At 60.9% G+C, this 20,604-nt stretch carries 19 protein-coding genes; 9 read left to right on the top strand and 10 right to left on the bottom strand.

From position 1 onward, the window contains the following. Positions 1-2 precede the first annotated feature (2 nt). The gene (gene ftsY / locus D7I37_RS08180) at positions 3-1,565 is read right to left on the bottom strand and encodes a signal recognition particle-docking protein FtsY (protein ID WP_129543529.1); all 1,563 of its coding nucleotides are present in this window, start codon (positions 1,563-1,565) and stop codon (positions 3-5) included. A gap of 343 nt (positions 1,566-1,908) precedes the next feature. Between ftsY and rsmD the strand changes: the two genes are divergently transcribed. Together rsmD and D7I37_RS08170 are read left to right on the top strand one after the other, a co-directional pair. Continuing rightward, positions 1,909-2,529, top strand: coding sequence for a 16S rRNA (guanine(966)-N(2))-methyltransferase (gene rsmD, locus D7I37_RS08175; RefSeq protein ID WP_061798783.1), 621 nt, complete (start codon positions 1,909-1,911; stop codon positions 2,527-2,529). Further along, on the top strand, positions 2,519-2,791 hold the full coding sequence (locus D7I37_RS08170) for a DUF1145 family protein (protein ID WP_061798784.1): 273 nt from the start codon (positions 2,519-2,521) through the stop codon (positions 2,789-2,791). The genes rsmD and D7I37_RS08170 overlap by 11 nt, the downstream gene beginning before the upstream one ends. Position 2,792: 1 nt before the next feature. Here D7I37_RS08170 and D7I37_RS08165 read toward each other — a convergent pair whose 3' ends face one another. Beyond that, positions 2,793-3,146 carry a DUF2500 domain-containing protein gene (locus D7I37_RS08165; protein WP_061798786.1) on the bottom strand — a complete coding sequence of 118 codons (354 nt, stop codon included), beginning with the start codon at positions 3,144-3,146 and terminating at the stop codon, positions 2,793-2,795. A 411-nt stretch (positions 3,147-3,557) separates the two neighbouring features. Here D7I37_RS08165 and D7I37_RS08160 point away from each other — a divergent pair, with 411 nt between their 5' ends. After that, the gene (locus D7I37_RS08160) at positions 3,558-4,184 is read left to right on the top strand and encodes a lysoplasmalogenase (RefSeq protein WP_061798788.1); all 627 of its coding nucleotides are present in this window, start codon (positions 3,558-3,560) and stop codon (positions 4,182-4,184) included. A 36-nt stretch (positions 4,185-4,220) separates the two neighbouring features. Here the strand turns inward: D7I37_RS08160 and D7I37_RS08155 are convergent, their stop codons facing one another. Further along, positions 4,221-4,598 (bottom strand): AprI/Inh family metalloprotease inhibitor, encoded by a 378-nt coding sequence (locus tag D7I37_RS08155; protein WP_129543528.1) that lies wholly within the window; start codon positions 4,596-4,598, stop codon positions 4,221-4,223. A 55-nt stretch (positions 4,599-4,653) separates the two neighbouring features. Further along, positions 4,654-6,117 carry a serralysin family metalloprotease gene (locus D7I37_RS08150; protein WP_061798792.1) on the bottom strand — a complete coding sequence of 488 codons (1,464 nt, stop codon included), beginning with the start codon at positions 6,115-6,117 and terminating at the stop codon, positions 4,654-4,656. Between the two features lie 671 nt (positions 6,118-6,788). On the opposite strand from D7I37_RS08150, the gene D7I37_RS08145 reads away from it, so the two are divergent. Then, positions 6,789-9,104, top strand: a complete 2,316-nt coding sequence (locus D7I37_RS08145; protein ID WP_129543527.1) for a zinc/cadmium/mercury/lead-transporting ATPase — start codon at positions 6,789-6,791, stop codon at positions 9,102-9,104. 51 nt (positions 9,105-9,155) lie between these two features. On the opposite strand, the gene tusA is transcribed toward D7I37_RS08145, so the two are convergent. Next, positions 9,156-9,401 (bottom strand): sulfurtransferase TusA, encoded by a 246-nt coding sequence (gene tusA, locus D7I37_RS08140; protein WP_061798796.1) that lies wholly within the window; start codon positions 9,399-9,401, stop codon positions 9,156-9,158. Between the two features lie 218 nt (positions 9,402-9,619). Here tusA and D7I37_RS08135 point away from each other — a divergent pair, with 218 nt between their 5' ends. The 3 genes from D7I37_RS08135 to D7I37_RS08125 all read left to right on the top strand — a co-directional run bounded on the left by D7I37_RS08135 (position 9,620) and on the right by D7I37_RS08125 (position 11,392). Next, a complete protein-coding gene (locus D7I37_RS08135; protein ID WP_061798800.1) occupies positions 9,620-10,279 on the top strand; it encodes a 7-cyano-7-deazaguanine/7-aminomethyl-7-deazaguanine transporter in 660 nt (219 codons plus the stop codon). A 43-nt stretch (positions 10,280-10,322) separates the two neighbouring features. After that, on the top strand, positions 10,323-10,757 hold the full coding sequence (locus tag D7I37_RS08130) for a GNAT family N-acetyltransferase (protein ID WP_095095061.1): 435 nt from the start codon (positions 10,323-10,325) through the stop codon (positions 10,755-10,757). 80 nt (positions 10,758-10,837) lie between these two features. After that, a complete protein-coding gene (locus tag D7I37_RS08125; protein WP_129543526.1) occupies positions 10,838-11,392 on the top strand; it encodes a DcrB family lipoprotein in 555 nt (184 codons plus the stop codon). Between the two features lie 27 nt (positions 11,393-11,419). On the opposite strand, the gene glpC is transcribed toward D7I37_RS08125, so the two are convergent. From glpC to glpA, 3 genes are read right to left on the bottom strand one after another with little or no spacing between them, the layout of a single operon-like run. After that, positions 11,420-12,619: an anaerobic glycerol-3-phosphate dehydrogenase subunit GlpC gene (gene glpC / locus D7I37_RS08120; RefSeq protein ID WP_129543525.1), complete on the bottom strand. Its 1,200-nt coding sequence runs from the start codon at positions 12,617-12,619 to the stop codon at positions 11,420-11,422. Then, on the bottom strand, positions 12,616-13,884 hold the full coding sequence (glpB, locus tag D7I37_RS08115; protein ID WP_061798851.1) for a glycerol-3-phosphate dehydrogenase subunit GlpB: 1,269 nt from the start codon (positions 13,882-13,884) through the stop codon (positions 12,616-12,618). The genes glpC and glpB overlap by 4 nt, the downstream gene beginning before the upstream one ends. After that, the gene (glpA, locus tag D7I37_RS08110; protein WP_061798808.1) at positions 13,874-15,523 is read right to left on the bottom strand and encodes an anaerobic glycerol-3-phosphate dehydrogenase subunit A; all 1,650 of its coding nucleotides are present in this window, start codon (positions 15,521-15,523) and stop codon (positions 13,874-13,876) included. Before glpA ends, glpB begins: the two co-directional genes overlap by 11 nt. A gap of 365 nt (positions 15,524-15,888) precedes the next feature. On the opposite strand from glpA, the gene glpT reads away from it, so the two are divergent. Further along, entirely contained in the window at positions 15,889-17,244 is a 1,356-nt protein-coding gene (gene glpT / locus D7I37_RS08100; protein WP_061798809.1) for a glycerol-3-phosphate transporter, read from the top strand. A gap of 201 nt (positions 17,245-17,445) precedes the next feature. Next, a complete protein-coding gene (glpQ, locus tag D7I37_RS08095; RefSeq protein WP_095095053.1) occupies positions 17,446-18,528 on the top strand; it encodes a glycerophosphodiester phosphodiesterase in 1,083 nt (360 codons plus the stop codon). A 38-nt stretch (positions 18,529-18,566) separates the two neighbouring features. Here the strand turns inward: glpQ and D7I37_RS08090 are convergent, their stop codons facing one another. Together D7I37_RS08090 and D7I37_RS08085 are read right to left on the bottom strand one after the other, a co-directional pair. Beyond that, positions 18,567-19,502 carry a transketolase family protein gene (locus D7I37_RS08090; protein ID WP_095095050.1) on the bottom strand — a complete coding sequence of 312 codons (936 nt, stop codon included), beginning with the start codon at positions 19,500-19,502 and terminating at the stop codon, positions 18,567-18,569. Further along, positions 19,495-20,325 (bottom strand): transketolase, encoded by an 831-nt coding sequence (locus D7I37_RS08085; RefSeq protein ID WP_095095047.1) that lies wholly within the window; start codon positions 20,323-20,325, stop codon positions 19,495-19,497. Before D7I37_RS08085 ends, D7I37_RS08090 begins: the two co-directional genes overlap by 8 nt. Positions 20,326-20,604 lie beyond the last annotated feature (279 nt).

Here is a 20,604-nt window from a genome sequence, read left to right as displayed (position 1 = left end):
TTTTAATCCTCTCGGGCAAAAAGTGCCTCAATAAAATCGTCAGCCTTAAACGGCCGCAAATCTTCGATGCCTTCCCCGACGCCGATATAGCGAATCGGGATACCGAACTGATCGGCGATGGCGAAGATCACCCCGCCCTTGGCGGTACCGTCCAGTTTAGTCAGCGTGATGCCGGTTAAGCCCACGGCTTCATTAAACAATTTCGCCTGGCTGACCGCATTCTGGCCGGTGCTGGCATCAAGAGTCAGCATAACCTCATGGGGGGCCTGGTCGTCCAGTTTTTTCATGACGCGGACGATCTTCTTCAGCTCTTCCATCAGGTGCGCCTTGTTCTGCAGGCGGCCGGCGGTGTCGGCGATCAGCACGTCAACGCCGCGCGCCTTGGCGGCTTGCACCGCATCGAAAATCACCGAGGCAGAATCCGCGCCGGTATGCTGCGCCACCACCGGAATGCGGTTGCGTTCGCCCCACACCTGCAGCTGCTCGACCGCCGCCGCGCGGAAAGTATCCCCCGCGGCGAGCATCACCGATTTGCCTTCGGCCTGGAACTGGCGGGCCAGCTTGCCGATGGTGGTGGTCTTGCCCACGCCGTTGACGCCCACCATCAGGATGACATACGGGGTTTTGCCGCCAACATCCAGCGGTTGGTCAACCTTGGCCAGAATTTCGGACATTTCCTCCTTCAGTTTGCCGTACAGCGCTTCGGCGTCTTTCAGCTGTTTGCGGCTGGCGTGCTGAGTGAGGGAGGTAATGATCTTGCGCGTGGTTTCCACGCCGACGTCGGCGATCAACAGCTGCTCTTCCAGCTCGTCAAACAGATCGTCATCGATTTTCTTGCCGCGGAACAGGCCGATAAAGCCGGAGCCGAGGTTTTGTTTGGTCTTCACCAGGCTGCGCTTCAGGCGGGCGAAGAAGCCCTCTTTGGTCGGACGTTCCTGCTCTTGAGTGACCGCAGGCGCGGCCAGCTCGGCGGCGGCGTCTTCCTGCGCCGCAGCGATGACAATCGGTTCCAGCGCTACGCTGGCCGGCAGAACCTCAGGTTCTGGCTCAACCACTTCCGGCTCGGGTTCGGCTACCGGCTCGGGTTCGACTACCGGCTCGGGTTCGACTTCCGGCTCGGGTTCGACTTCCGGCTCGGGTTCGGCTACCGGCTCGGGTTCGGCTACCGGCTCGGGTTCGACTTCCGGCTCGGGTTCGGCTACCGGCTCGGGTTCGGCTACCGGCTCGGGTTCGGCTACCGGCTCGGGTTCGGCTACCGGCTCGGGTTCGGCTACCGGCTCGGCGATGTCTTCCGCCGCCGGGCGCTCGGCAACCGCCGGCACGCTTTCCGCAATCTGCTCGCCGGTCAGGCTGCTGTCCCATTCTCCCGGGGTGTCAACGGAGGCGGCAGGTTCAGATTCCTGGGTGGGGAGCTTATCGTCCAGCGTGGGGGCCGCCGGTTCAGCCGGTGTCTCCACGGCCTGATTTTCCGTCTGTTCTACCGACGGTTCAGGTTGCTGTTGCTCTTCTTCCTTCTGGCCGAAGCCCAGCCAGGAGAAAAACCCACGTTTCTTATCTTTTGCCATGTGATGACTCTACTCCGTACCTAAGGCTTGCTTGCCCTTCATACTTGAAGCTGCAATCAGCGTTGGCTGCGGCGCTCGCCCCGGCCACTGACTTAAGTAAGCGCCTGAGGCCTCCCACTCTTGCCGCCTTGCTGCAACTCCAATTATTTTGGGTATATGCTGACAATTAATCCGCCGAGTCTATCACTTTCCCTCGCGCAGCAACACGCATCCGGCATGCTTTCCAGTGTGAAATCAGGCAACAAAGTTTTACCGTTTCCCCCGGAGCCCGTCACCGGTAGAATAGGGCAACTTTTCGTTAACCTGTGCGGCCCGCGCCGCAGAAAGAAATCAAGCAAAGCATATGACAAGACTATCGCCACGGGCGGCGGCAAAAAAACCGGCTCAGGCCGCAGCCGGGCAGATCCGCATCATCGGCGGCCAATGGCGTGGGCGCAAGCTGCCGGTGCCGAGCAGCCCGGGGCTGCGCCCGACCACCGATCGGGTGCGTGAAACCCTGTTCAACTGGCTGGCGCCGGTGATCCAGGGGGCGCGTTGCCTGGACTGTTTCGCCGGCAGCGGCGCGCTGGGGCTGGAGGCGCTGTCGCGCTATGCCGGCAGCGCCACGCTGCTGGAATATGAACGGCCGGTGGCGCAACAGCTGGAAAAAAACCTGGCGCTGCTGCAGGGCAAAGGAACGGTGGTCAATACCAATACGCTAAGCTGGCTGGCGGGCGGCGGCCAGCCGTTTGACGTGGTGTTTCTCGATCCGCCGTTCCGCAAAGGGCTGCTGGCGGAAACCGTCACGCTGCTGGAGCAGCGGGGCTGGCTGGCCGACGAGGCCTGGATCTACGTGGAGGCCGAAGCGGAAAGCGCCGCGGCCGATGTGCCGGCCAACTGGCAGTTGCACCGTGAGAAAGTCGCCGGTCAGGTGGCTTACCGTCTTTATATTCGTTCGCAAGAGAAAACCAATCATGCTGATTAACCTGGGCCGCCTGCTGATGCTGTGCGTATGGGGCTTCCTGCTCTCCAATCTGTTCCACCCGTTTCCCAAGCCGCTGAAATATTTCATCGACGTGGCGCTGTTCTTCATGGTGGTGATGCACGGCCTGCAGCTGGTGCTGCTGAAATCCACCCAGCCGAAAGATCAACCGATCAGCTACTGGCAGGAAGCCAAGATCTTCGTCTTTGGCGTGTTTGAGCTGCTGGCCTGGCAGAAAAAGCAGCCGCCGATCAAAAAGAAATAGCTTACCGGGCGGTAAAGGAGACGAAGCGCGCGCCCTGCATGTTCAACGTGCCCTGCGCGCCTTTTTCGATCGGGTTGTACTGCCACTGCTTCACCCGCAGCCGAATGTCCTCGCCGCCACCCTGCGGGCTGAATACCACCTCATAATGCATCGGCTCATTGGCCCAGTGTTCGCGCTGGCGCGAACGGGTGGCGGCGACGGGAAACTCGCGCTTGTCGCTGACCTTGACCTGCAGGCTGCGCAGCGGCGCGCGGTCGTTCTCCGCATCCATCCGGCGTTGGTTGAAATAGCGATGCGTCGCCAGCACGGCGATAAGCGCAATAACGGCGATAAAAAACAGCGGTGGTTTGCTCATCTTGGCTCCCTGGTATGCAGGATTTAACGCGGCCGGGCGTCTGTCGCAGCATCGCCGGCGGATTAAGATCGTTCAGCCGACTCGCACCGATCGCCACGTCGCACTGCCTCATTACTCTTTTTTATCAGAATGTTACTGTCTGTGCGAACCGAGTCAAAACGCTATCCCCGGGATGTTCTTTTTCTGTCGCCGAGTCTAAACATCATTACCGGTAAATAAAAGTCCGCGGCCGACTTAACCTGGCCGCCGGGCAACTAAAGTCCCTTTCTTGCCGCCGCAAATAGGTTACAGTCCATGCTGGCGTAAAGCATTGTCGATTGCCGACAGGCTACCTACACTGAAATCAAGAAGTGACGTTGGTGACAACTTGGAGCCGATTGCTGCGGCTCCCCTCATGAATAAGGAAGACATATGAGTTGGCCGTTCCTTGCCGTATTCTTTTCCGGTTGGCTGTTCGTCGACGCCTCCTACCGCGGGCCGCGCTGGCAGCGTTGGGTGTTCAAACCGCTGACGCTGCTGTTGCTGCTGTTGCTGGCCTGGCAGGCCCCGGTGCTCGGCCCCGCCGGCTATTTGATCGTGCTCGGCCTGCTGGCGACGCTGATCGCCGACGCCCTGCTGCTGCTGCCCCGCGAGCGAGTGCTGTATGCGCTCGGCGCATTTTTCCTTTCCCATCTGCTGTATACCCTGAGCTTCGCCAGCCAGATGACCTTCAGCCTGTTTTGGCCGCTGCCGCTGGCATTGCTGGCGATCGGCCTGCTGCTGCTGGCGACCGTCTGGACGCGGCTGGAGGAAATGCGCTGGCCGATCGCCACCTACGTGGCGATGACCCTGCTGATGGTCTGGCTGGCGGGTGAACAGTATTTCATGCGCAGCACCGACTTCGGCTTCTCGTTGCTGGCGGGCACTTCGCTGCTGCTGTTGGCCAACGTGGTGTGGTTGATCAACCGCTACCGCTTCACCTTCCGCGCGGCGGACGCCGTGGTGGCGTTTTGCTACTTCTCCGGCCACTTTCTGATCGTGCGCTCACTGTATCTGTAACGACGCGACGGGTTCGGGGTGCCGAACCCGTTGGTTCTAGGCCAAGGCTTTCAGCGTCAGGCCGTCATCGGCGCCAAGGCGGTTGCGGTACACCTCGCCGTCGCGCGAGAAGAACGCCAGCGCGCTGCCGTCCGCCTGCAGGAGGGCGATGCCGTCGGGCGCCGGGCGCCAGCCGGCCACCTCGGCCGCAAACAGCTTGTTCAGGCAGCGTTGCCGATCCACCAGCCGGTAGCCGTTGGCTGCGCTCTGCTCGCTGGCCAGAAATTCGATCCGGCACTGCCGCTCGCGATCGGCAACCTGCCATTGTCCCGCCAGTGACTGCGCGGTGGGAAGAACCAGACTGCTGGCCATCACTGCCCCCGTAACCATCATGCCTCCCGCCGTCATGGCGGTGCGCGCTAACGTGTTTTTCATCTCGGCTCCCGCATAACGCCCGGCCAGGCTGCGCCGGGCGTTATGATGCTTTCAGTTACACGATAAAGTCGGTGGCGACGTCCACCTGACCGACAATTTTCACCAGGAAGTCCGGCGCCTGATGGCCGCCGATGTTCAGCGCCAGATCGCTGACGTTGCTCGATGCGTCATAGCTCAACAGCGCCTCGCCCACTGCGCCGCTGAAGTGATCGACGAAGTGGATCTGGTCGCCGGCCTGCGCGCCCTTGTTGAAGTAAGACAGATCGATCTTGTCGGTGCCCTTCTGGAAGTCGCGGATCCAGTCCGATGCGCCCGGCGCGGAATCGCTGACGGCGGAGAACACGAAGGTGTCCTTGCCGGCGCCGCCCCACAGCTCGTCCGCCCCGCCGCCACCGAACAGCACGTCGTTGCCCGCGCCGCCTTTCAGCACGTTGTTGGCCGCGTTGCCGACGATAACGTCGTCGCCGGAACCGCCAATGGCGTTTTCGATGGTCACGCCCGCCGCGATCGACACGTTGCCCTTCAGCCCGCCAACGTCGGAGAACGATTTCTCGTTCAGGTTGATGCGCTGGTTAGCGGTGTAGCCGGAGAAGTCGAAGGTGTCGTTGCCGCCCGCATCCCAGGCCGCAAAGATCACTTTCTGCGAGTTGCTGGCGGTGCTGAGGAAGTCGCGATCGGTATTGGAGTTGAAGCCATACACGGTATCGCCGGTGCGGGTGGACAGGTTGGCGCCGTACAGATGCTGAATGGCGGAAATGTCATCCAGCAGCGGGGCCGCGGCGTAGTGGCCGCCGTTGTCGCCGCCGGTGTTGGTTTCACTCCAGTAGCTCATCAGGCTGAACTCGCGGGTGTCTTCCGCATAGCTGGCGTCGCGATAGGTCGGGTTGCCTTCACCGGCGTTGTAGTCGCCCGGGTGGCTCAGGCCCAGCGCATGGCCAATCTCGTGAGTGAACGTCTGGCGGCCGTAATCTTCGGATGCCGGATGTTCCACGTTGGATTGGTTGACGTTGTACCAGGTCTGGCCGCCCAGATTCTGGCCCTGATAAATGGTGTTCGGCAGGAAAGCGTAAGCCTGGGTGTCGTAGTCATAATGACCGGGACGATCCTGGCTGTAGTTGCCGAAGGTGATGTTGGCCTTCTGGTTGGCCGCCACCTCGGTAAAAGTGATATTGGCCACGTCAGACCAGGATTGCAGCGACAGTTTGGCCTGCTGCTGCTGTTCCGCGCTGAATTTGCTCAGCCCGGTGTCGCCGGCGACGTTGGTGGAAGAGAACTTATAGTCCGGGAAGGAGAATGTCAGCTTGGCCGGCTGGCCAAAAACATTATGCCCATTCCAGGTTTGGTTCTCACGGGTAATAAACAGCCCAGCTTGTTCAGTAGAAAATGAATCCTTGCCATTAACCTGAATACCGTTGCCGCGCTCGTGATAATGCAACAGATCGTCTACAGCATCGTAGCCGGTCGTTGCAGCCGCGAGGCTGGATTCAGTAACTTCAATTGCCTTTTTAGTAGATTGCATTGGTTCGATTCCACTCATTACCTGATTGTTATCAATCAGACAGATAGACATAACCTCCCCGTAAGCGGCGGCCAACGTGACCCAGCGCTTGCTGGAAGGGGCTTATGCGCCGTTAGCGGCAGTGTGTTAGATAGAATTAATGCATATATATCAGTAAATAAGATCACCACCAAAAATGGTAATCGATTCCAATTATAGGCAGGACCTTAAAACTGCACATAAAATAATCAACTATTTATTATCGTAACGAAAGATTGTTATGCTGCTTTTTTGGCAATCTTACAAAACAAAGGGAAGTCGCCTCCGATAAGTTGGCAACAAACTTCAACCGGAATGCGGCCTGCAGGCCCAAGCGAATCATGCTGGCTGTTTCGGGTAAAAAAGTTAAATTTGGTTAAAGCGTTATAGGTTAATAACTCTTTATTATTAGCCGGCGGGACTTTTTAGCTTCTATAGGAATAATATTTTCTTATTTCGACTAACGGTTATTCGCCATAGTGGCGAAATAGGTAATAAGGAAATTAAATAGATTTAATTTCTTATTATTAGCATCTGAATAAGTCATGCCTTTTCCCGTTAGCAATAATTCTCATCGCGCACTTGACTCTGGAGTTGACTCCAGGGTGTAGAGTCGGGCCATAAAGCTCATTAACTGCCCGGAGGGGGACGTTATGCATAACCATCAAAACCCTAATCATCAAGAACATAACCATACGGAAGGCGGCGGCTGCGGCTGCAATCACAGCCACGGTAAAACCCAGCACGGCTGCAGCAGCGACAAGCGAGAGCTTGCCGCACCTGCGGAACAGGCCCATGCGCACGATCATGGCGCCAGCTGCTGCAGCGCCGTCGACACTGACGATCCGGATGAGGAAAGCGACAGGCTGGCCGCCGCCCCTCCTTCCGGCAGCCGGCGCTTCAGCTGGAAAGTCACCGGCATGGATTGCCCCAGCTGCGCCAAGAAAATTGAGAATGCCGTCACCTCGATCCCCGGCGTCGACAGCGCGCGCGTGTTGTTCGCCACCGAAAAACTGGTGGTGGACGCACGGTCCGACGTCAGCCTGCGCATTCAGGATGCGGTCAAACAGGCCGGCTTCACCCTGCTCGGCGCTCAGGCCGCCAAAACCGCGCCGCAGGCTGCGCGTTTCGGTGAATTCGGCCCGCTGCTGCTGCTGACTACGCTCATGATCGTCAGCTGGGTGCTGGATCGCGTTAACCCGGAGCTGGGCCGCATCGCCTTTATCGCCACCACCCTGGTGGGCCTGGCGCCGGTCGCCACCAAGGCGCTGCGTCTGATCCGCTCAGGTACCCCGTTCGCCATTGAAACCCTGATGAGCGTAGCCGCCATCGGCGCGCTGTTTATCGGCGCCACCGCCGAGGCGGCGATGGTGCTGCTGCTGTTTATGGTCGGCGAGCTGCTGGAATCCTACGCCGCCAACCGGGCCAGACGCGGCGTGACCGCGCTGATGGCGCTGGTGCCGGAAGATGCGCTGCTGCTGCAGGGGACCACGCGCAAGCGCGTACCGGTCGCCGCTCTGCGCCCCGGCGACGTGATTGAAATCGCTCCCGGCGGCCGTTTGCCGGCCGATGCCGAGCTGCTCAACCCGTTCGCCAGCTTCGACGAAAGCGCCCTCACCGGCGAATCGCTGCCGGTTGAGCGCCAACAGGGCGAGAAAGTGGCCGCCGGCAGCCTGTCCGTCGATCAGGTGGCGCAGATGAAGGTGATGTCCGAACCCGGCAAGAACGCCATCGACCGCATTCTGCAGCTGATCGAAGAGGCCGAAGAGCGCCGCGCGCCGATCGAGCGTTTTCTCGACCGTTTCAGCCGCTACTACACCCCGGCCATCATGCTGCTGGCGGTGGCGGTGATCCTGGTGCCGCCGCTGCTGTTTTCGCAGCCGTGGGATACCTGGATCTATCGCGGCCTGACCCTGCTGCTGATCGGCTGCCCGTGCGCGCTGGTGATCTCTACCCCGGCGGCCATTACCTCCGGGCTGGCGGCGGCGACGCGGCGCGGCGCGTTGATTAAAGGCGGCGCGGCGCTGGAACAACTCGGCCAGGTGCAAACCATCGCCTTCGATAAAACCGGTACCCTGACGGAAGGCAAACCGACGGTGACCGACGTGCTGCCAATCGGCGACATCGACGAACGGCGGTTGTTGACGCTCGCCGCGGCGGTTGAGGCCGGCTCCCACCATCCGCTGGCGCAGGCGATCATCAACCGCGCCGCACAATACGGGGCGGACCTGCCGCTGGCGCAGGGGCGCCGCGCGCTGGCCGGGGTTGGCGTAGAAGGCAAGGTCGACGGCAAAACCCTGCTGATCAGCGCGCCGGGCAAGCTGGCGCCGGGGCTGCTGGGCGGCAAATGGCAGAGCCAGGTGGACAGCCTGGAAAGTGCCGGTAAAACGGCGGTGGTGGTGCTGGAGGACGGTGCGCCAATCGGCCTGCTGGCGCTGCGCGATACGCTGCGCAGCGACGCCAAACAGGCGATCGCCGAGCTGAACGCGCTGGGGATCCGCGGCGTAATGCTGACCGGCGACAACCCGCGCGCGGCGGCGGCGATCGCCAGTGAGCTGGGCCTGGATTATCGCGCCGGCCTGCTGCCGGAAGACAAGGTAAAGGCGATCACCGAGCTGAGCGAGCTGCGGCCGACGGCGATGATCGGCGACGGCATCAACGACGCTCCGGCGATGAAAGCCTCGAGCATCGGCATCGCCATGGGCAGCGGCACCGACGTGGCGCTGGAAACCGCAGACGCGGCCCTGACCCACAACCGGCTGCTGGGCGTGGCGGAGATGATCCGCATCTCGCGCGCCACCCACGCCAATATCCGGCAGAACATCACCATCGCGCTGGGGCTGAAGGGGGTATTTCTGGTAACCAGCCTGATGGGGTTGACCGGCCTGTGGCTGGCGGTGCTGGCGGATTCCGGCGCCACCGCGCTGGTGACCGCCAACGCGCTGCGCCTGTTGAAAAAACGCAGCTAGGCAACGGCATGCCAGGGGTGAAGGATTTGCCCCTGGTATCCATTTCAGCGGCTATACGCCCTTGCGCAACAGATAACGGTAAGGCGCCTGCTCGGTGTCCTGCGCCACCAGCGTATGCTCCATAAAGCGGCAGAACCCCGGGATATCGCGGGTAGTGGCCGGATCGTCGGCGATAATCAGCAGCGTTTCGCCGTTATCCATGTGGCGCACGGTTTTACGCACCATCATCACCGGTTCAGGGCAGCGCAGCCCCAGCGCGTCGAGCGTCTGGTCTGCCTGGGCAAATAAGTCAGTCATGCAATTTTCTCGAAAAAAACGATCGGCGAACGCTCGCCGCATCTCATTAGCGCCTAGTTTACGCCGGTAGTTTTTCTGCGCAAGATGCGTTAACGTTTGCTCCAAATTTAACCGTTGCATTGGTTGCGCAAACGCGTATCATGCCGCCGCGCAGTCAATTCGGCTGCTCTGACAAGAATTACTGGGTTCCCTCACCCCACGACCAAAAAGGCTACATCATGTATTCGTTTACCGCTCAGCAGCGCTTCACCGCGTTGGTCTGGCTATCGTTGTTCCATATCGCCATCATTACCTCCAGCAACTATCTGGTGCAGCTGCCGATCACCGTTTTCGGCTTCCATACCACCTGGGGCGCCTTCACCTTCCCGTTTATCTTTCTGGCGACCGATCTGACGGTGCGCATTTTCGGCGCGCCGCTGGCGCGACGCATCATTTTGTCCGTCATGGTGCCGGCGCTGTTCATTTCCTACGTGATTTCCACCGTCACCTACCAGGGAGAGTGGCAGGGCTTCGCCGCGCTGGGCAGCTTTAACCTGTTTGTGGCGCGCATCGCCATCGCCAGCTTTATGGCCTACGTGCTCGGCCAGATCCTCGATGTGCACGTCTTCAACCGCCTGCGCCAGCGCAGCGCCTGGTGGGTGGCGCCCGCGGCGGCGATGTTCCTCGGCAACATCAGCGATACGCTGTCGTTCTTCTTCATCGCCTTCTACAAGAGCAGCGACGCCTTTATGGCCAACAACTGGGTGGAGATCGCCCTGGTGGATTACAGCTTCAAAGTGCTGATCTGCATGTTGTTCTTCCTGCCGATGTACGGCGTGTTGCTGAACATGCTGCTCAAGCGCATCGCGGCGCGCGCCGGCGGCCTGCAGCCGGGCTAAGCCGTGCTATCATTGGCGGCCCGCACCCTTTCGGAGGCCGCCGATGAGCTTGACCACCCGCAACGCCACCCTCGAAGAAATCCACCGTCTGTACCGCTGCATTCCCGAATTCGGCGGCCTGCACAGCCTGGCCGACCTGCGGCAGCGCATCGGCTCCGCGCCCGCCAGCCTGCTGATCGCCGAGATCGACGGCCGGCCGGCCGGTTTCAAACTGGGCTATCAACTGCGGGAAGGGGCATTTTACAGCTGGCTGGGCGGCGTGCTGCCGGCGTTTCGCCGCCACGGCGTGGCGCAGGCGCTGCTGACCGAACAGGAGCGCTGGGCGCGGGCGCAGGGCTACCGGCAACTGAGGGTAAAAACCCGCAATCGGTTCCGCGCCATGCTGATGATGCTGATCGTCAATCACTATCAGATTGTTCGACTGGAAAATAAAGGCGAAGTGGCTGATTATCGGCTATTACTTGAAAAAACCTTGTGACAACATCTGCCTTGCATTTCAACCTGGAATAGGTTGCGATACGGCAGTGAAATCCTACCGGAAAGGAAGAAGGAAGCCCGATGCGTAAAGTAGCAAAATTGATGGGTATCAGCCTGCTGGTGCTTGGCCTGGCGGCCTGCGACGGCGACACCAAGGCGCCGGCGGACGGCGCGGCGGCCAGCGCCTCGGCCGGGCAACAGGTCAGCCTGCTCGACGGCAAGCTGGCGTTTACCCTGCCGGCCGGCATGGCGGATCAGAGCGGCAAGCTGGGCAACCAGGCGAACAACATGCACGTTTATGCGGACAGCACCGGCCAGCGCGCGGTGATCGTGATCCTCGGCGACAAGACCGCCGACAGCCTGGAAACCCTGGCCAAGCGCCTGGAAGACACCCAGCGCGCGCGTGACGCCAACCTGCAGGTGATCACCAACAAAGCCATCGACGTCAACGGCGTGCCGCTGCGTCAGCTGGACAGCATCATCACCAGCGGCGGCGAGAAAGCCTACTCGTCGATCCTGATCGGCACCCTGGACAACAACATGTTGACCATTCAGGTGACGCTGCCGGCGGACAACCAGCAGCAGGCGCAGAGCGAAGCCGAAGGCATCATCAGCACCCTGAAGCTGGGCAAGTAAGCCACCGGGGGCGCAGCTCGCTGCGCCCTACGCCAACGCCTGCGCCAGCAGGGCGATCGGATGTTCGCAGCGCTTGCCGGTCGACATTTCAATCTGCCATTTGCAGGTCTCGCAGTCGGTCACCACCAAATCCGCCCCGCTCTCTTCAATCTGCCGGAACAGCGCGGCGCCGATGCCCTGTGAGGTGGCGTAATTCTCCGTTTTGAAGCCGTAGGTGCCGGCGATGCCGCAGCACTGCGGATCCAGCGCCACCAGCTCCAGCCCCGGTATCTGTCGCAGCAGTTCCAGCGTGTAGGCGGTCCAGCCCATTTTCTCCATATGGCAAGGCGTATGATAGGCCACGCGCAGCGGCGTGCGCTTTAGCGGCAGGCTGCGCCCCTGGTTGATCAGCCGATAAAGATAGCGCGTCGCCAGCTCCACCCGATCGCGCACCGCCGAGGTGTCCACCTCCAGCAGATGCGGATACTCGTCGCGCAGGGTAAAGGTGCAGCTCGACGAGGTGGCCACCACCGGGATGCCGCGTTCCAGCACGGCGTGACTCAGGGATCCGGCGTTGACCCTGGCCTGCTTTTTGGCCTGTGCGATAAAGCCGTTGGCGATCAGGGGCACGCCGCAGCATTTCTCGCGCTTCAGCAGCTGCACGCCGATATCCAGCGCGTTGAACACCCGAATCAAATCCTTGCCCAGCTGCGGATGGTTGTAATTGACGAAGCAGCCGTGGAAAAACGCCACCTGCTCGGCATAGCGCTGCTGGGCCTGCGCCTGCTGGCGATACCAGCGGCGGAAGGTGCCGAACGAATACTTCGGCAGCGCGCGGCGGTGATCGATTTTCAGCGCCTTATCCAGCAAGGCGCGCACCGGCTTCAGGCCGGTGGCGGCGTTGACCACCGGCGCAAACGGCGTCGACAGCGTCCCCATTATGTCGGTATGGCTGAGGATGGCGTCGCGCAGCGTGGGCTTGCTCTGGGCGTAGTCGGCGCGCGCGCGTTGAATGATGTCGCCGATTTTAACCTCGGACGGGCAGGCGACCTCGCAGCGCTTGCAGTTGGTGCAATACTTCAGCGCCTCGTCGTACAGCGCCGGATCCTTCAGCCGCAGGCGTTCGCCGTCCGGCCCCGCCTGCTTCGGCCCCGGGTACAGGGGGTTCACTCTGGCTACCGGGCAATAGGTGGTGCAGACGGTGCACTTGATGCAGCTCTCGAAGCTGTGGTCTTTATGCAGGCTCATGCGTTTTCCTCTGCGGCTATCTGCCGGGCGACGTACAGCGCGCCGATCAATGACACCCCGGCGCCGCAGCCCTGCTGCAGCGGATCGTAGCCGCCGGTCACCGCGCCGATGGCGTACAGGTTGTCAAACGCCTCCCCTTGCCGCAGCGCGCGCAGGCGGCCGTCGGTGCGCACGCCGAACTGCAGGTAAGGCTGCGGGGCGAACAGGTCGGGGTGGCTCCAGTCGGCGCGCTCCGCCCGGCTGTCGACATCCAGCCCAAACACCGGCTCGCGCACGCCGTCGAACCTCGCCGTCAGCCCGTTGCTGAAGAAGCTGCCGCTGGCCAGCACCACCTGCTGCGCGTTCAGCGGAATGTCGCCATGGTTGCGGGTATACAGACCGGCGACGCGGCCGCCGGCGATTTCCGCCCGCAGCACGCTGTCGCCCGGCATAAACACCCCGCCCAGCTGCTGAAAACGCCGACGCAGCGCCTGGTGCAGGCGCATGCCGGGCACCGAAGGCGGCAGCGTCGGCAGCAGGCGGATCGGTTTGCCGACCGCCGCCTGCAGCGCCGCCAGCGGCGCATCGTCCTCCAGCCCCAGGCAGGCCGGCAGGAATATCGCTTCGGCCTCGCCCGCCAGCCGTTGCAGCTCAGCGGCCATCGGCGCCAGGTTCTCCGCCAGATCCAGCACCCGGGCGATATTCACCGCGCGGAACTCGCTGGGGTTGTTGCGCAGCCGGTCCAGCGCCGGCAGGTGCAGCTCAGCCACCTCGGCCTGCACGCCCAGCTCACGCGCCAGAGAACTGGCGGCCAACTGCGGCTGAAAATCGAGGAAGCCTTCGATGCCGATCGCCGCGATGCGCCGCCACGGCAGCGCGCCGGCCAGCGGCAGCGTCGGCACCGCCTGCGGGCTGAGCCAGGTGGCGCGGCGCGTGCCGAGCGGCGTCACCCGCAGATGGTTGCGTTCGCCGTCGCCCTGCAGGTTGAGGCCGCAGCGTTGCAGCAGCCGCTGCGCCTCGGCCGACAAGGCCGCCACGCGCTCGGCGCCGATCAGCGCGTAGGGATGCCGCGGCGCCTGGCGCGCCAGTTCGGGCAGCGCCGCCAGCGGTGCGCCAACCGCGCTACCGTCGGGCAACTGCGCCAGCAAATCCAGCGAGCCGGACGAAAAATAGAGCGCGCTCTGGCCGGCGCTGACCACCGCGCAACGCTTGCCCCGTTCGGCCACCGCTATCGCGCAGCTCAGGCCAGCCAGGCCGCCGCCAATCACCACCACGTCATAGCGCATCATCCGCCTCCTGCTCCTGGTCGCCGCGGGCGTCGAGCCCGCACAGGCCCTGATAAACCCAACGGGTGAATTCACTTTCGCGCAGCGCATCGCCCCAGGCGATCGGCCGCACGCCTTTCCAGCGTTCGTTGAGGAAATGCGACAGCTGATCGAGAGATTGCTGCGGCGTGCTGACCCTGAAACGCGTCAGCAGACCGGCGGCGCGGCAGGCGCACAGCTCCCCCTGGCAGGGGCCCATGCCGACCCGGGTGCGCCGGCGCAGATCAACCAGGTTGTTGACGGTCAGCGAATTGACCGCATAGCGCACCTCACCGACGGTCACCGCTTCGCATTCGCACACCAGGCCGTTGTCGAGCCGATCGCCGGCCGGCACCTGGCTGGCGAGATCGCCGTGGCGATATACCGCCGAACCGCGAATGCTGGCGGGCAGAGAAACCACGCGGCGCGCCGTTTCTTCCGCCGTCTGACGCGAACCGGGCAGCGCCGCCTGCGCGGTGGTGCAGGGGCTGTTCAGGCCCAATTTTTCACACAGCTTGTCGGTGGCCCACTGCGCCATCAGCCGATAGGTCATCAGCTTGCCGCCGGTAATGGTGATAAACCCCTCCAGCCCGTCGCGTTCGGCGTGGTCGAGCAGCACGATGCCGCGGCTGACGTTGCGCCCGTTCGGGTCGTCGTCGCTGGCCACCAGCGGCCGTACGCCGGCATAGGCGCGCAGAATGCGGGTCTGCGCCAGCTCGGGCGCCAGCAGCGCACCCTCGCGGATCAGGATGTCCACCTCCTGCGGCGTCACCTGCATGTTGTCGATCTGGTCGTAGTCGATATGGGTGGAGGTGGTGCCAATCAGCGAGATGGTGTCGCCCGGCACCAGAATGTCGGCGTCCGCCGGTTTGCGGCAGCGGTTGATCACCCGGTTGTTGATGCGATGGCCGAGGATCAGCAACGCCCCCTTGGCCGGGAACATGCGCACCCGCAGATCGGCGTATTCGGCAATCTGCTGGCCCCAAATGCCCGCCGCGTTGACCACCATGGCGGCGTGCAAATCGTACCTTCTCCGGTTTTGATGGTCGAAAACGCGCACGCCGGTCACGCGATCGCCCGCGCGCAACAAACCGACCACCTGATGATAGGTGAGGATCCGCGCGCCGTGCTCACGGGCGTCCAGCATGTTGGCGGCGGTCAGGCGGAACGGATCGACGGTGCCGTCCGGCACGCGCACCGCGCCGATCAGCGCCGGATTGGCCGCCGGCTCCAGGCGCAGGGCCAGCTGCGGATCGATCGCCTCGGCGTCGATGCCCGCCGCGCGGCAGGCGGCGATAAACGGCTGCTGATAGTCCAGCGGATCCTGCGGCAGGGTGATGAACAGCCCCTCTGTCGCTTCGATGCAATGGTGGGCGATGCGTTTCAGGATGCGATTTTCTTCGATGCATTCACGCGCCGACTCGCCGTCGGTGACCGCATAGCGCGCGCCGCTGTGCAGCAGGCCATGATTGCGGCCGGTGGCGCCGGTGGCGATATCGTGGCGCTCCAGCAGGATGCAGCGCAGCCCCCGGCGCGCGCAGTCGCGCGCAATGCCGGCGCCGGTCGCGCCGCCGCCGATGATGATCACATCCGTTTCGTCGTCCGCCGAATGGCTGCTCATAACGCTCCCCCAGGATCCGTGGTGATGCTGCCTATTGGGCCACGGTTACTGAGGGTTTTGTTTGATAAGGAACAATAACGAACCTTAAACGAAAGAAAAATGTCCACAAAAAACCATGAATGTGATCATTGTCACGATTTTTGGCCCTTTTTCTATTTCATAACGTTAACGAATCGCTCAAAATCCGCCGTAGTTTCATAAAAGTGTAACATTTGCGCCATTCATCACAGCGACACCAGGCGTATTTGACTAGGATGGCGCTCGTTATGGAACAAAAAAACACCACATTCGATATCCGCTCAATCATCAAATGAACGTAAAAGGTCATATTGATGTGATAACAGATAAAGCCATCGGAGGCGCTCATGTTGAGTATTTTTAAGCCGGCAGCACACATTTCCCGTGTGCCGGTCGACAAGGTCGACCCGCTCTACCGTAAATTGCGCTGGCAAATTTTTATGGGGATCTTCTTCGGTTATGCCGCCTACTATCTGGTGCGCAAGAACTTCACCCTGGCAATGCCGTACCTGATCGATCAGGGTTTCAGCCGCGGCGACCTCGGTTTCGCGCTGTCGGGCATTTCCATCGCCTACGGTTTTTCCAAATTCATCATGGGATCGGTCTCCGACCGCTCCAACCCGCGGGTATTCCTGCCCGCCGGCCTGATCCTCGCCGCGGCGGTGATGCTGTTCATGGGCTTCGTGCCATGGGCCACCTCCAGCATCGCGGTGATGTTCGTGCTGCTGTTCCTGTGCGGCTGGTTCCAGGGCATGGGTTGGCCGCCGTGCGGCCGCACCATGGTGCACTGGTGGTCGCAGAAAGAACGCGGCAGCATCGTTTCGGTGTGGAACTGCGCCCACAACGTGGGTGGCGGCCTGCCGCCGCTGCTGTTCCTGCTGGGCATGGCCTGGTTCAACGACTGGCACGCGGCGCTGTACATGCCGGCCTTCGGCGCCATTCTGGTGGCCCTGATCGCCTTCGGCCTGATGCGCGATACTCCGCAGTCCTGCGGCCTGCCGCCGATTGAAGAGTACAAGAACGACTATCCGGACGACTACAGCGAGAAAGCCGAAGAAGAGCTGACCGCCAAGCAGATCTTCATGCAGTACATCCTGCCGAACAAGCTGCTGTGGTACATCGCGGTCGCCAACGTGTTCGTTTACCTGCTGCGTTACGGCATCCTCGACTGGTCGCCGACCTACCTGAAAGAAGTGAAGCACTTCGCGCTGGACAAGTCCTCCTGGGCTTACTTCCTGTACGAATACGCCGGTATCCCGGGCACCCTGCTGTGCGGCTGGATGTCGGATAAAGTGTTCAAGGGCAACCGCGGCGCCACCGGCGTGTTCTTCATGACCCTGGTGACCATCGCCACCGTCGTTTACTGGCTCAACCCGGTCGGCAACCCCGGCATCGACATGGCCTGCATGATCACCATCGGCTTCCTGATTTACGGTCCGGTGATGCTGATCGGCCTGCACGCGCTGGAGCTGGCGCCGAAGAAAGCCGCCGGCACCGCCGCGGGCTTTACCGGCCTGTTCGGTTACCTGGGCGGCTCGGTCGCCGCCAGCGCCATCGTCGGCTACACCGTGGACTACTTCGGTTGGGACGGCGGCTTTATGGTGATGATCGGCGGCAGCGTCGGCGCAGTACTGCTGCTGTTGCTGACCATGCTGAGCGAGAAGAAACACCACGCGGAAATCGCCGCCGGCAAACGCGGCTAAGCACTATCGCATCATCTTTACCCTATGAATTTCGAGTTGCAGCTAGGCGGCCAGCTCACTCATCCCCAGGCGCTTACTTTAGTAAGTAACTGGGGATGAGTGAGCGCAGGTAACAACGCTGCAACTTGAAAGGCGACGGGTAAAAAGGCCGCACTGCGGCCTTTTTACTACCCTGCCCCCAACAACATGGAGAACCACAGAATGCGGACTCAAGTTAAAGCCCTGCTGACAGGGATTATCCTCGCCACCTCAATGGCCGGCGCCGCCCATGCCGCCGATGACAAGGTGGTGATCGCCCACCGCGGCGCCAGCGGCTACCTGCCGGAACACAGCCTGCCGGCGAAGGCGATGGCCTACGCGCAGGGTGCCGACTTCCTCGAGCAGGATCTGGTGATGACCAAGGATAACGAGCTGGTGGTGCTGCACGATCACTATCTCGATCGCGTGACCGACGTGGCCGAACGCTTCCCGGACCGCGCGCGCAAGGATGGCCGCTACTACGCCATCGACTTTACGCTGGCGGAAATCAAATCGCTGAAGTTCACCGAAGGCTTCGAGATTGAAAACGGCAAGAAGGTGCAGGGCTACCCTGGCCGCTTCCCGATGGGCAAATCCGACTTCCGCGTGCACACCTTCCAGGAAGAGATCGAGTTCGTGCAGGGCCTGAACCACTCGACCGGCAAGAACATCGGCATCTATCCGGAAATCAAGGCGCCGTGGTTCCATAAGCAGGAAGGCAAGGATATCTCCAGCAAGGTGCTGGCGGTGCTGAAACAGTACGGCTATACCGGCAAGGGCGACAATGTCTACCTGCAGTGCTTCGACGCCAACGAACTGAAGCGCATCAAAACCGAGCTGGAACCGAAAATGGGCATGGATCTGAAGCTGATCCAATTGATCGCCTATAACGACTGGCAGGAAACCTACGAGCAGAAGGCCGACGGCAAGTGGGTGGAATACGACTATGACTGGATGTTCAAGCCGGGCGCGATGAAGAAAATCGCGGCATACGCCGACGGCATCGGGCCGGACTACCACATGCTGGTGGCGGCGGACCAATCCAAGCCGGGCCACGTCGTGCTGACCGATATGGTGAAAGAGGCGCATGCCAGCAAGCTGGCGGTGCACCCGTTCACCATCCGCGCCGATGCGCTGCCGAAATACGTCACCGACGTGAATCAGCTGTATGACGTGATTTACAACCAGGCGGGCGTCGACGGCGTGTTCACCGACTTCCCTGACAAGGGCGTGCAGTTCCTGCAAAAGCAGGGCCAGCACAAGTAACGACAAGGGCGCCGCAGGGCGCCCCGATTCACCCACTGCTAACGCATCTTCTGCGCCAGCGCAGCAATAGACACCGCGTCAAAACCGTGGTGCTGACGCAGCCAGCTGCGATCGGCCGCCGCCGCATATTCGCCATCGGGAATACCCAGACGCCTAAGCGGAATGCCGACACTCGCTTCGGCCAGCACTTCCGCAACCAGGCTTCCCAACCCGCCATTGACGTTATGTTCTTCAACCGTTATCACCGCTTTGCAGGACTTCAACGCCACCAGCAACGCTGCGGTATCGCAAGGACGAATTGAAGGGACGCTGACCACTTTGGCCTGAATCCCCACGTCGACAAGCCTTTGCGCAGCATCGACAACTTCATGTACCGTCGATCCGGTTGCTACCAGCGCAATGTCTTCACCTTCGCGCAGCGTCACCACCGCCCCCGGCACAAACTGATAGCTTTCATCATACAACTCCGGCAGCGCCTTGCCATCCAGGCGAATATAAACCGGCCCCTGATAGCCAATGGCATAATCGATAATCTGCCGACATTCTCGCGGTGAAGAGGGCGCAAAAATCTGAATATTGCCGAAGCCGCGCATCACCGCCAGATCATCGATCGCATGGTGGGTACTCGCCAGCGGGCCATAGCTGGCCCCTGCGTTGAGACCGAACAGTTTGACGTTGGTATTGTTGTAACAAACGTCCACTTTAATTTGCTCATTGGCGCGGGAGATGAGGAAGGGCGCGGCGTTACAGGTCACCGCCACTTTCCCGCCCAACGCCAGACCGGCAGCCGTTCCGACCATGCTTTGCTCGGCGATCCCTACGTTAACCAAGCGGCCTGGGAATTGTTTAATGAAGGGGGCAATTTTTGCCGTCGACGTTGAGTCAGCCACCACCGGCACCAGATCAACACCGCTTTCAACTGCATCAATAAACGCTTGAACCATTACGCTCGCCAGGTGTTCTGCATTACTCATCTTTCAGTTCCTCCAGTGCCAGTGCAATTTCTTCGCCTTTCGGTACCCGGTGATGCCATTCCGGGCGCCCCTGGATAAAGGAAATACCGGCACCTTTCGTGGTGTTGGCGATAATAACGTTGGGTTTACCTTCCTGTTTCAGCCCTTCCAACGTCGCAACCACCGACGCCATGTCATTTCCCCGACACTCGGTTACCCTCATACCGAAGGCTTTCCATTTATCGGCCAGCGGATCGGTGTTCATAATTTCGTGGGTCGGCCCTGCCAACTGGAGGTTGTTCTTGTCATTTATGATGACGAGGTTATCTAGCCCGTAGTGCGCCGCAGCCAACGCAGCTTCCCAGTTACTGCCTTCTGTCAGTTCGCCATCGCCGGTAATTAGAAAGATACGGCGGGCGCTATTGCTTTTTTTCGCAGCCAGCGCCAACCCCACAGCAACAGGCAAACCGTGGCCCAGCGCTCCGGTGTTGAGTTCGATACCCGGGGTTTTCTGCCGTACCGGGTGGCCAGGAAGATGAGAGTTTGCATGCTGATAAGTCTCCAGCCAGTCAACGGGGAAGAAACCCGCTTCGGCCAGCACGCAGTAGTAGCAGCCCACCGCATGGCCTTTGGACTGGATGTAGATGTCGCGCTGGTCGTCAGCGATACGATCCGGCGCAACATTCAGAATGCGAAAGTAGAGTGCGGTGATCAGTTCAACCTGAGAAAGGTCGGCTCCGGTATGCCCACCGGCAGGGCTGTTGGCATTCAATCTGACGATGTGGCGACGTATCGCGCGAGCTTTACGCTCAAGTGCCTGGACATCATAGCTATAGGGATTCATTTAATACCTCTGAATTTATTTTCAAATCGGAATATTTATTCCAACAGGGACTAAAAAACCAGACATCCCCAGAAAAGGCATCGCAAGGCTTCCGCCGCTGCATCATACTCAGGAACATTCAGCCTCCTTACCACCAAGCCTATCTGCGCCTGGATACTTTTTCAGTTGACCTGAAAGCATCAATGAATATATATTCACTAATGACTCTTTATTCAATTATGCAATCGCTGCTCTGTTTTTGTCCATAGCTGATTTGGAGTATTGGCGAAAGTTAGATAT

It is taken from the genome of Serratia sp. 1D1416 (assembly GCF_003641105.1).
Classification (GTDB): Bacteria; Pseudomonadota; Gammaproteobacteria; order Enterobacterales; family Enterobacteriaceae; genus Serratia; species Serratia ficaria.
The sequence above is the reverse complement of the archived record's forward strand: the minus strand, read 5'-3'. Positions and strand labels throughout refer to the sequence as shown.

What these genes read in the sequence shown, in the direction of transcription:
- D7I37_RS08090 (WP_095095050.1), bottom strand. Translation starts at nt 19,502, where the DNA reads ATGAGTAATGCAGAACACCTGGCGAGCGTAATGGTTCAAGCGTTTATT.
- D7I37_RS08145 (WP_129543527.1), top strand. Translation starts at nt 6,789, where the DNA reads ATGCATAACCATCAAAACCCTAATCATCAAGAACATAACCATACGGAA.
- D7I37_RS08135 (WP_061798800.1), top strand. Translation starts at nt 9,620, where the DNA reads ATGTATTCGTTTACCGCTCAGCAGCGCTTCACCGCGTTGGTCTGGCTA.
- D7I37_RS08170 (WP_061798784.1), top strand. Translation starts at nt 2,519, where the DNA reads ATGCTGATTAACCTGGGCCGCCTGCTGATGCTGTGCGTATGGGGCTTC.
- glpQ (WP_095095053.1), top strand. Translation starts at nt 17,446, where the DNA reads ATGCGGACTCAAGTTAAAGCCCTGCTGACAGGGATTATCCTCGCCACC.
- D7I37_RS08125 (WP_129543526.1), top strand. Translation starts at nt 10,838, where the DNA reads ATGCGTAAAGTAGCAAAATTGATGGGTATCAGCCTGCTGGTGCTTGGC.
- D7I37_RS08130 (WP_095095061.1), top strand. Translation starts at nt 10,323, where the DNA reads ATGAGCTTGACCACCCGCAACGCCACCCTCGAAGAAATCCACCGTCTG.
- D7I37_RS08085 (WP_095095047.1), bottom strand. Translation starts at nt 20,325, where the DNA reads ATGAATCCCTATAGCTATGATGTCCAGGCACTTGAGCGTAAAGCTCGC.
- D7I37_RS08165 (WP_061798786.1), bottom strand. Translation starts at nt 3,146, where the DNA reads ATGAGCAAACCACCGCTGTTTTTTATCGCCGTTATTGCGCTTATCGCC.
- glpT (WP_061798809.1), top strand. Translation starts at nt 15,889, where the DNA reads ATGTTGAGTATTTTTAAGCCGGCAGCACACATTTCCCGTGTGCCGGTC.
- glpC (WP_129543525.1), bottom strand. Translation starts at nt 12,619, where the DNA reads ATGAGCCTGCATAAAGACCACAGCTTCGAGAGCTGCATCAAGTGCACC.
- ftsY (WP_129543529.1), bottom strand. Translation starts at nt 1,565, where the DNA reads ATGGCAAAAGATAAGAAACGTGGGTTTTTCTCCTGGCTGGGCTTCGGC.
- D7I37_RS08150 (WP_061798792.1), bottom strand. Translation starts at nt 6,117, where the DNA reads ATGCAATCTACTAAAAAGGCAATTGAAGTTACTGAATCCAGCCTCGCG.
- glpA (WP_061798808.1), bottom strand. Translation starts at nt 15,523, where the DNA reads ATGAGCAGCCATTCGGCGGACGACGAAACGGATGTGATCATCATCGGC.
- tusA (WP_061798796.1), bottom strand. Translation starts at nt 9,401, where the DNA reads ATGACTGACTTATTTGCCCAGGCAGACCAGACGCTCGACGCGCTGGGG.
- rsmD (WP_061798783.1), top strand. Translation starts at nt 1,909, where the DNA reads ATGACAAGACTATCGCCACGGGCGGCGGCAAAAAAACCGGCTCAGGCC.
- D7I37_RS08155 (WP_129543528.1), bottom strand. Translation starts at nt 4,598, where the DNA reads ATGAAAAACACGTTAGCGCGCACCGCCATGACGGCGGGAGGCATGATG.
- glpB (WP_061798851.1), bottom strand. Translation starts at nt 13,884, where the DNA reads ATGCGCTATGACGTGGTGGTGATTGGCGGCGGCCTGGCTGGCCTGAGC.
- D7I37_RS08160 (WP_061798788.1), top strand. Translation starts at nt 3,558, where the DNA reads ATGAGTTGGCCGTTCCTTGCCGTATTCTTTTCCGGTTGGCTGTTCGTC.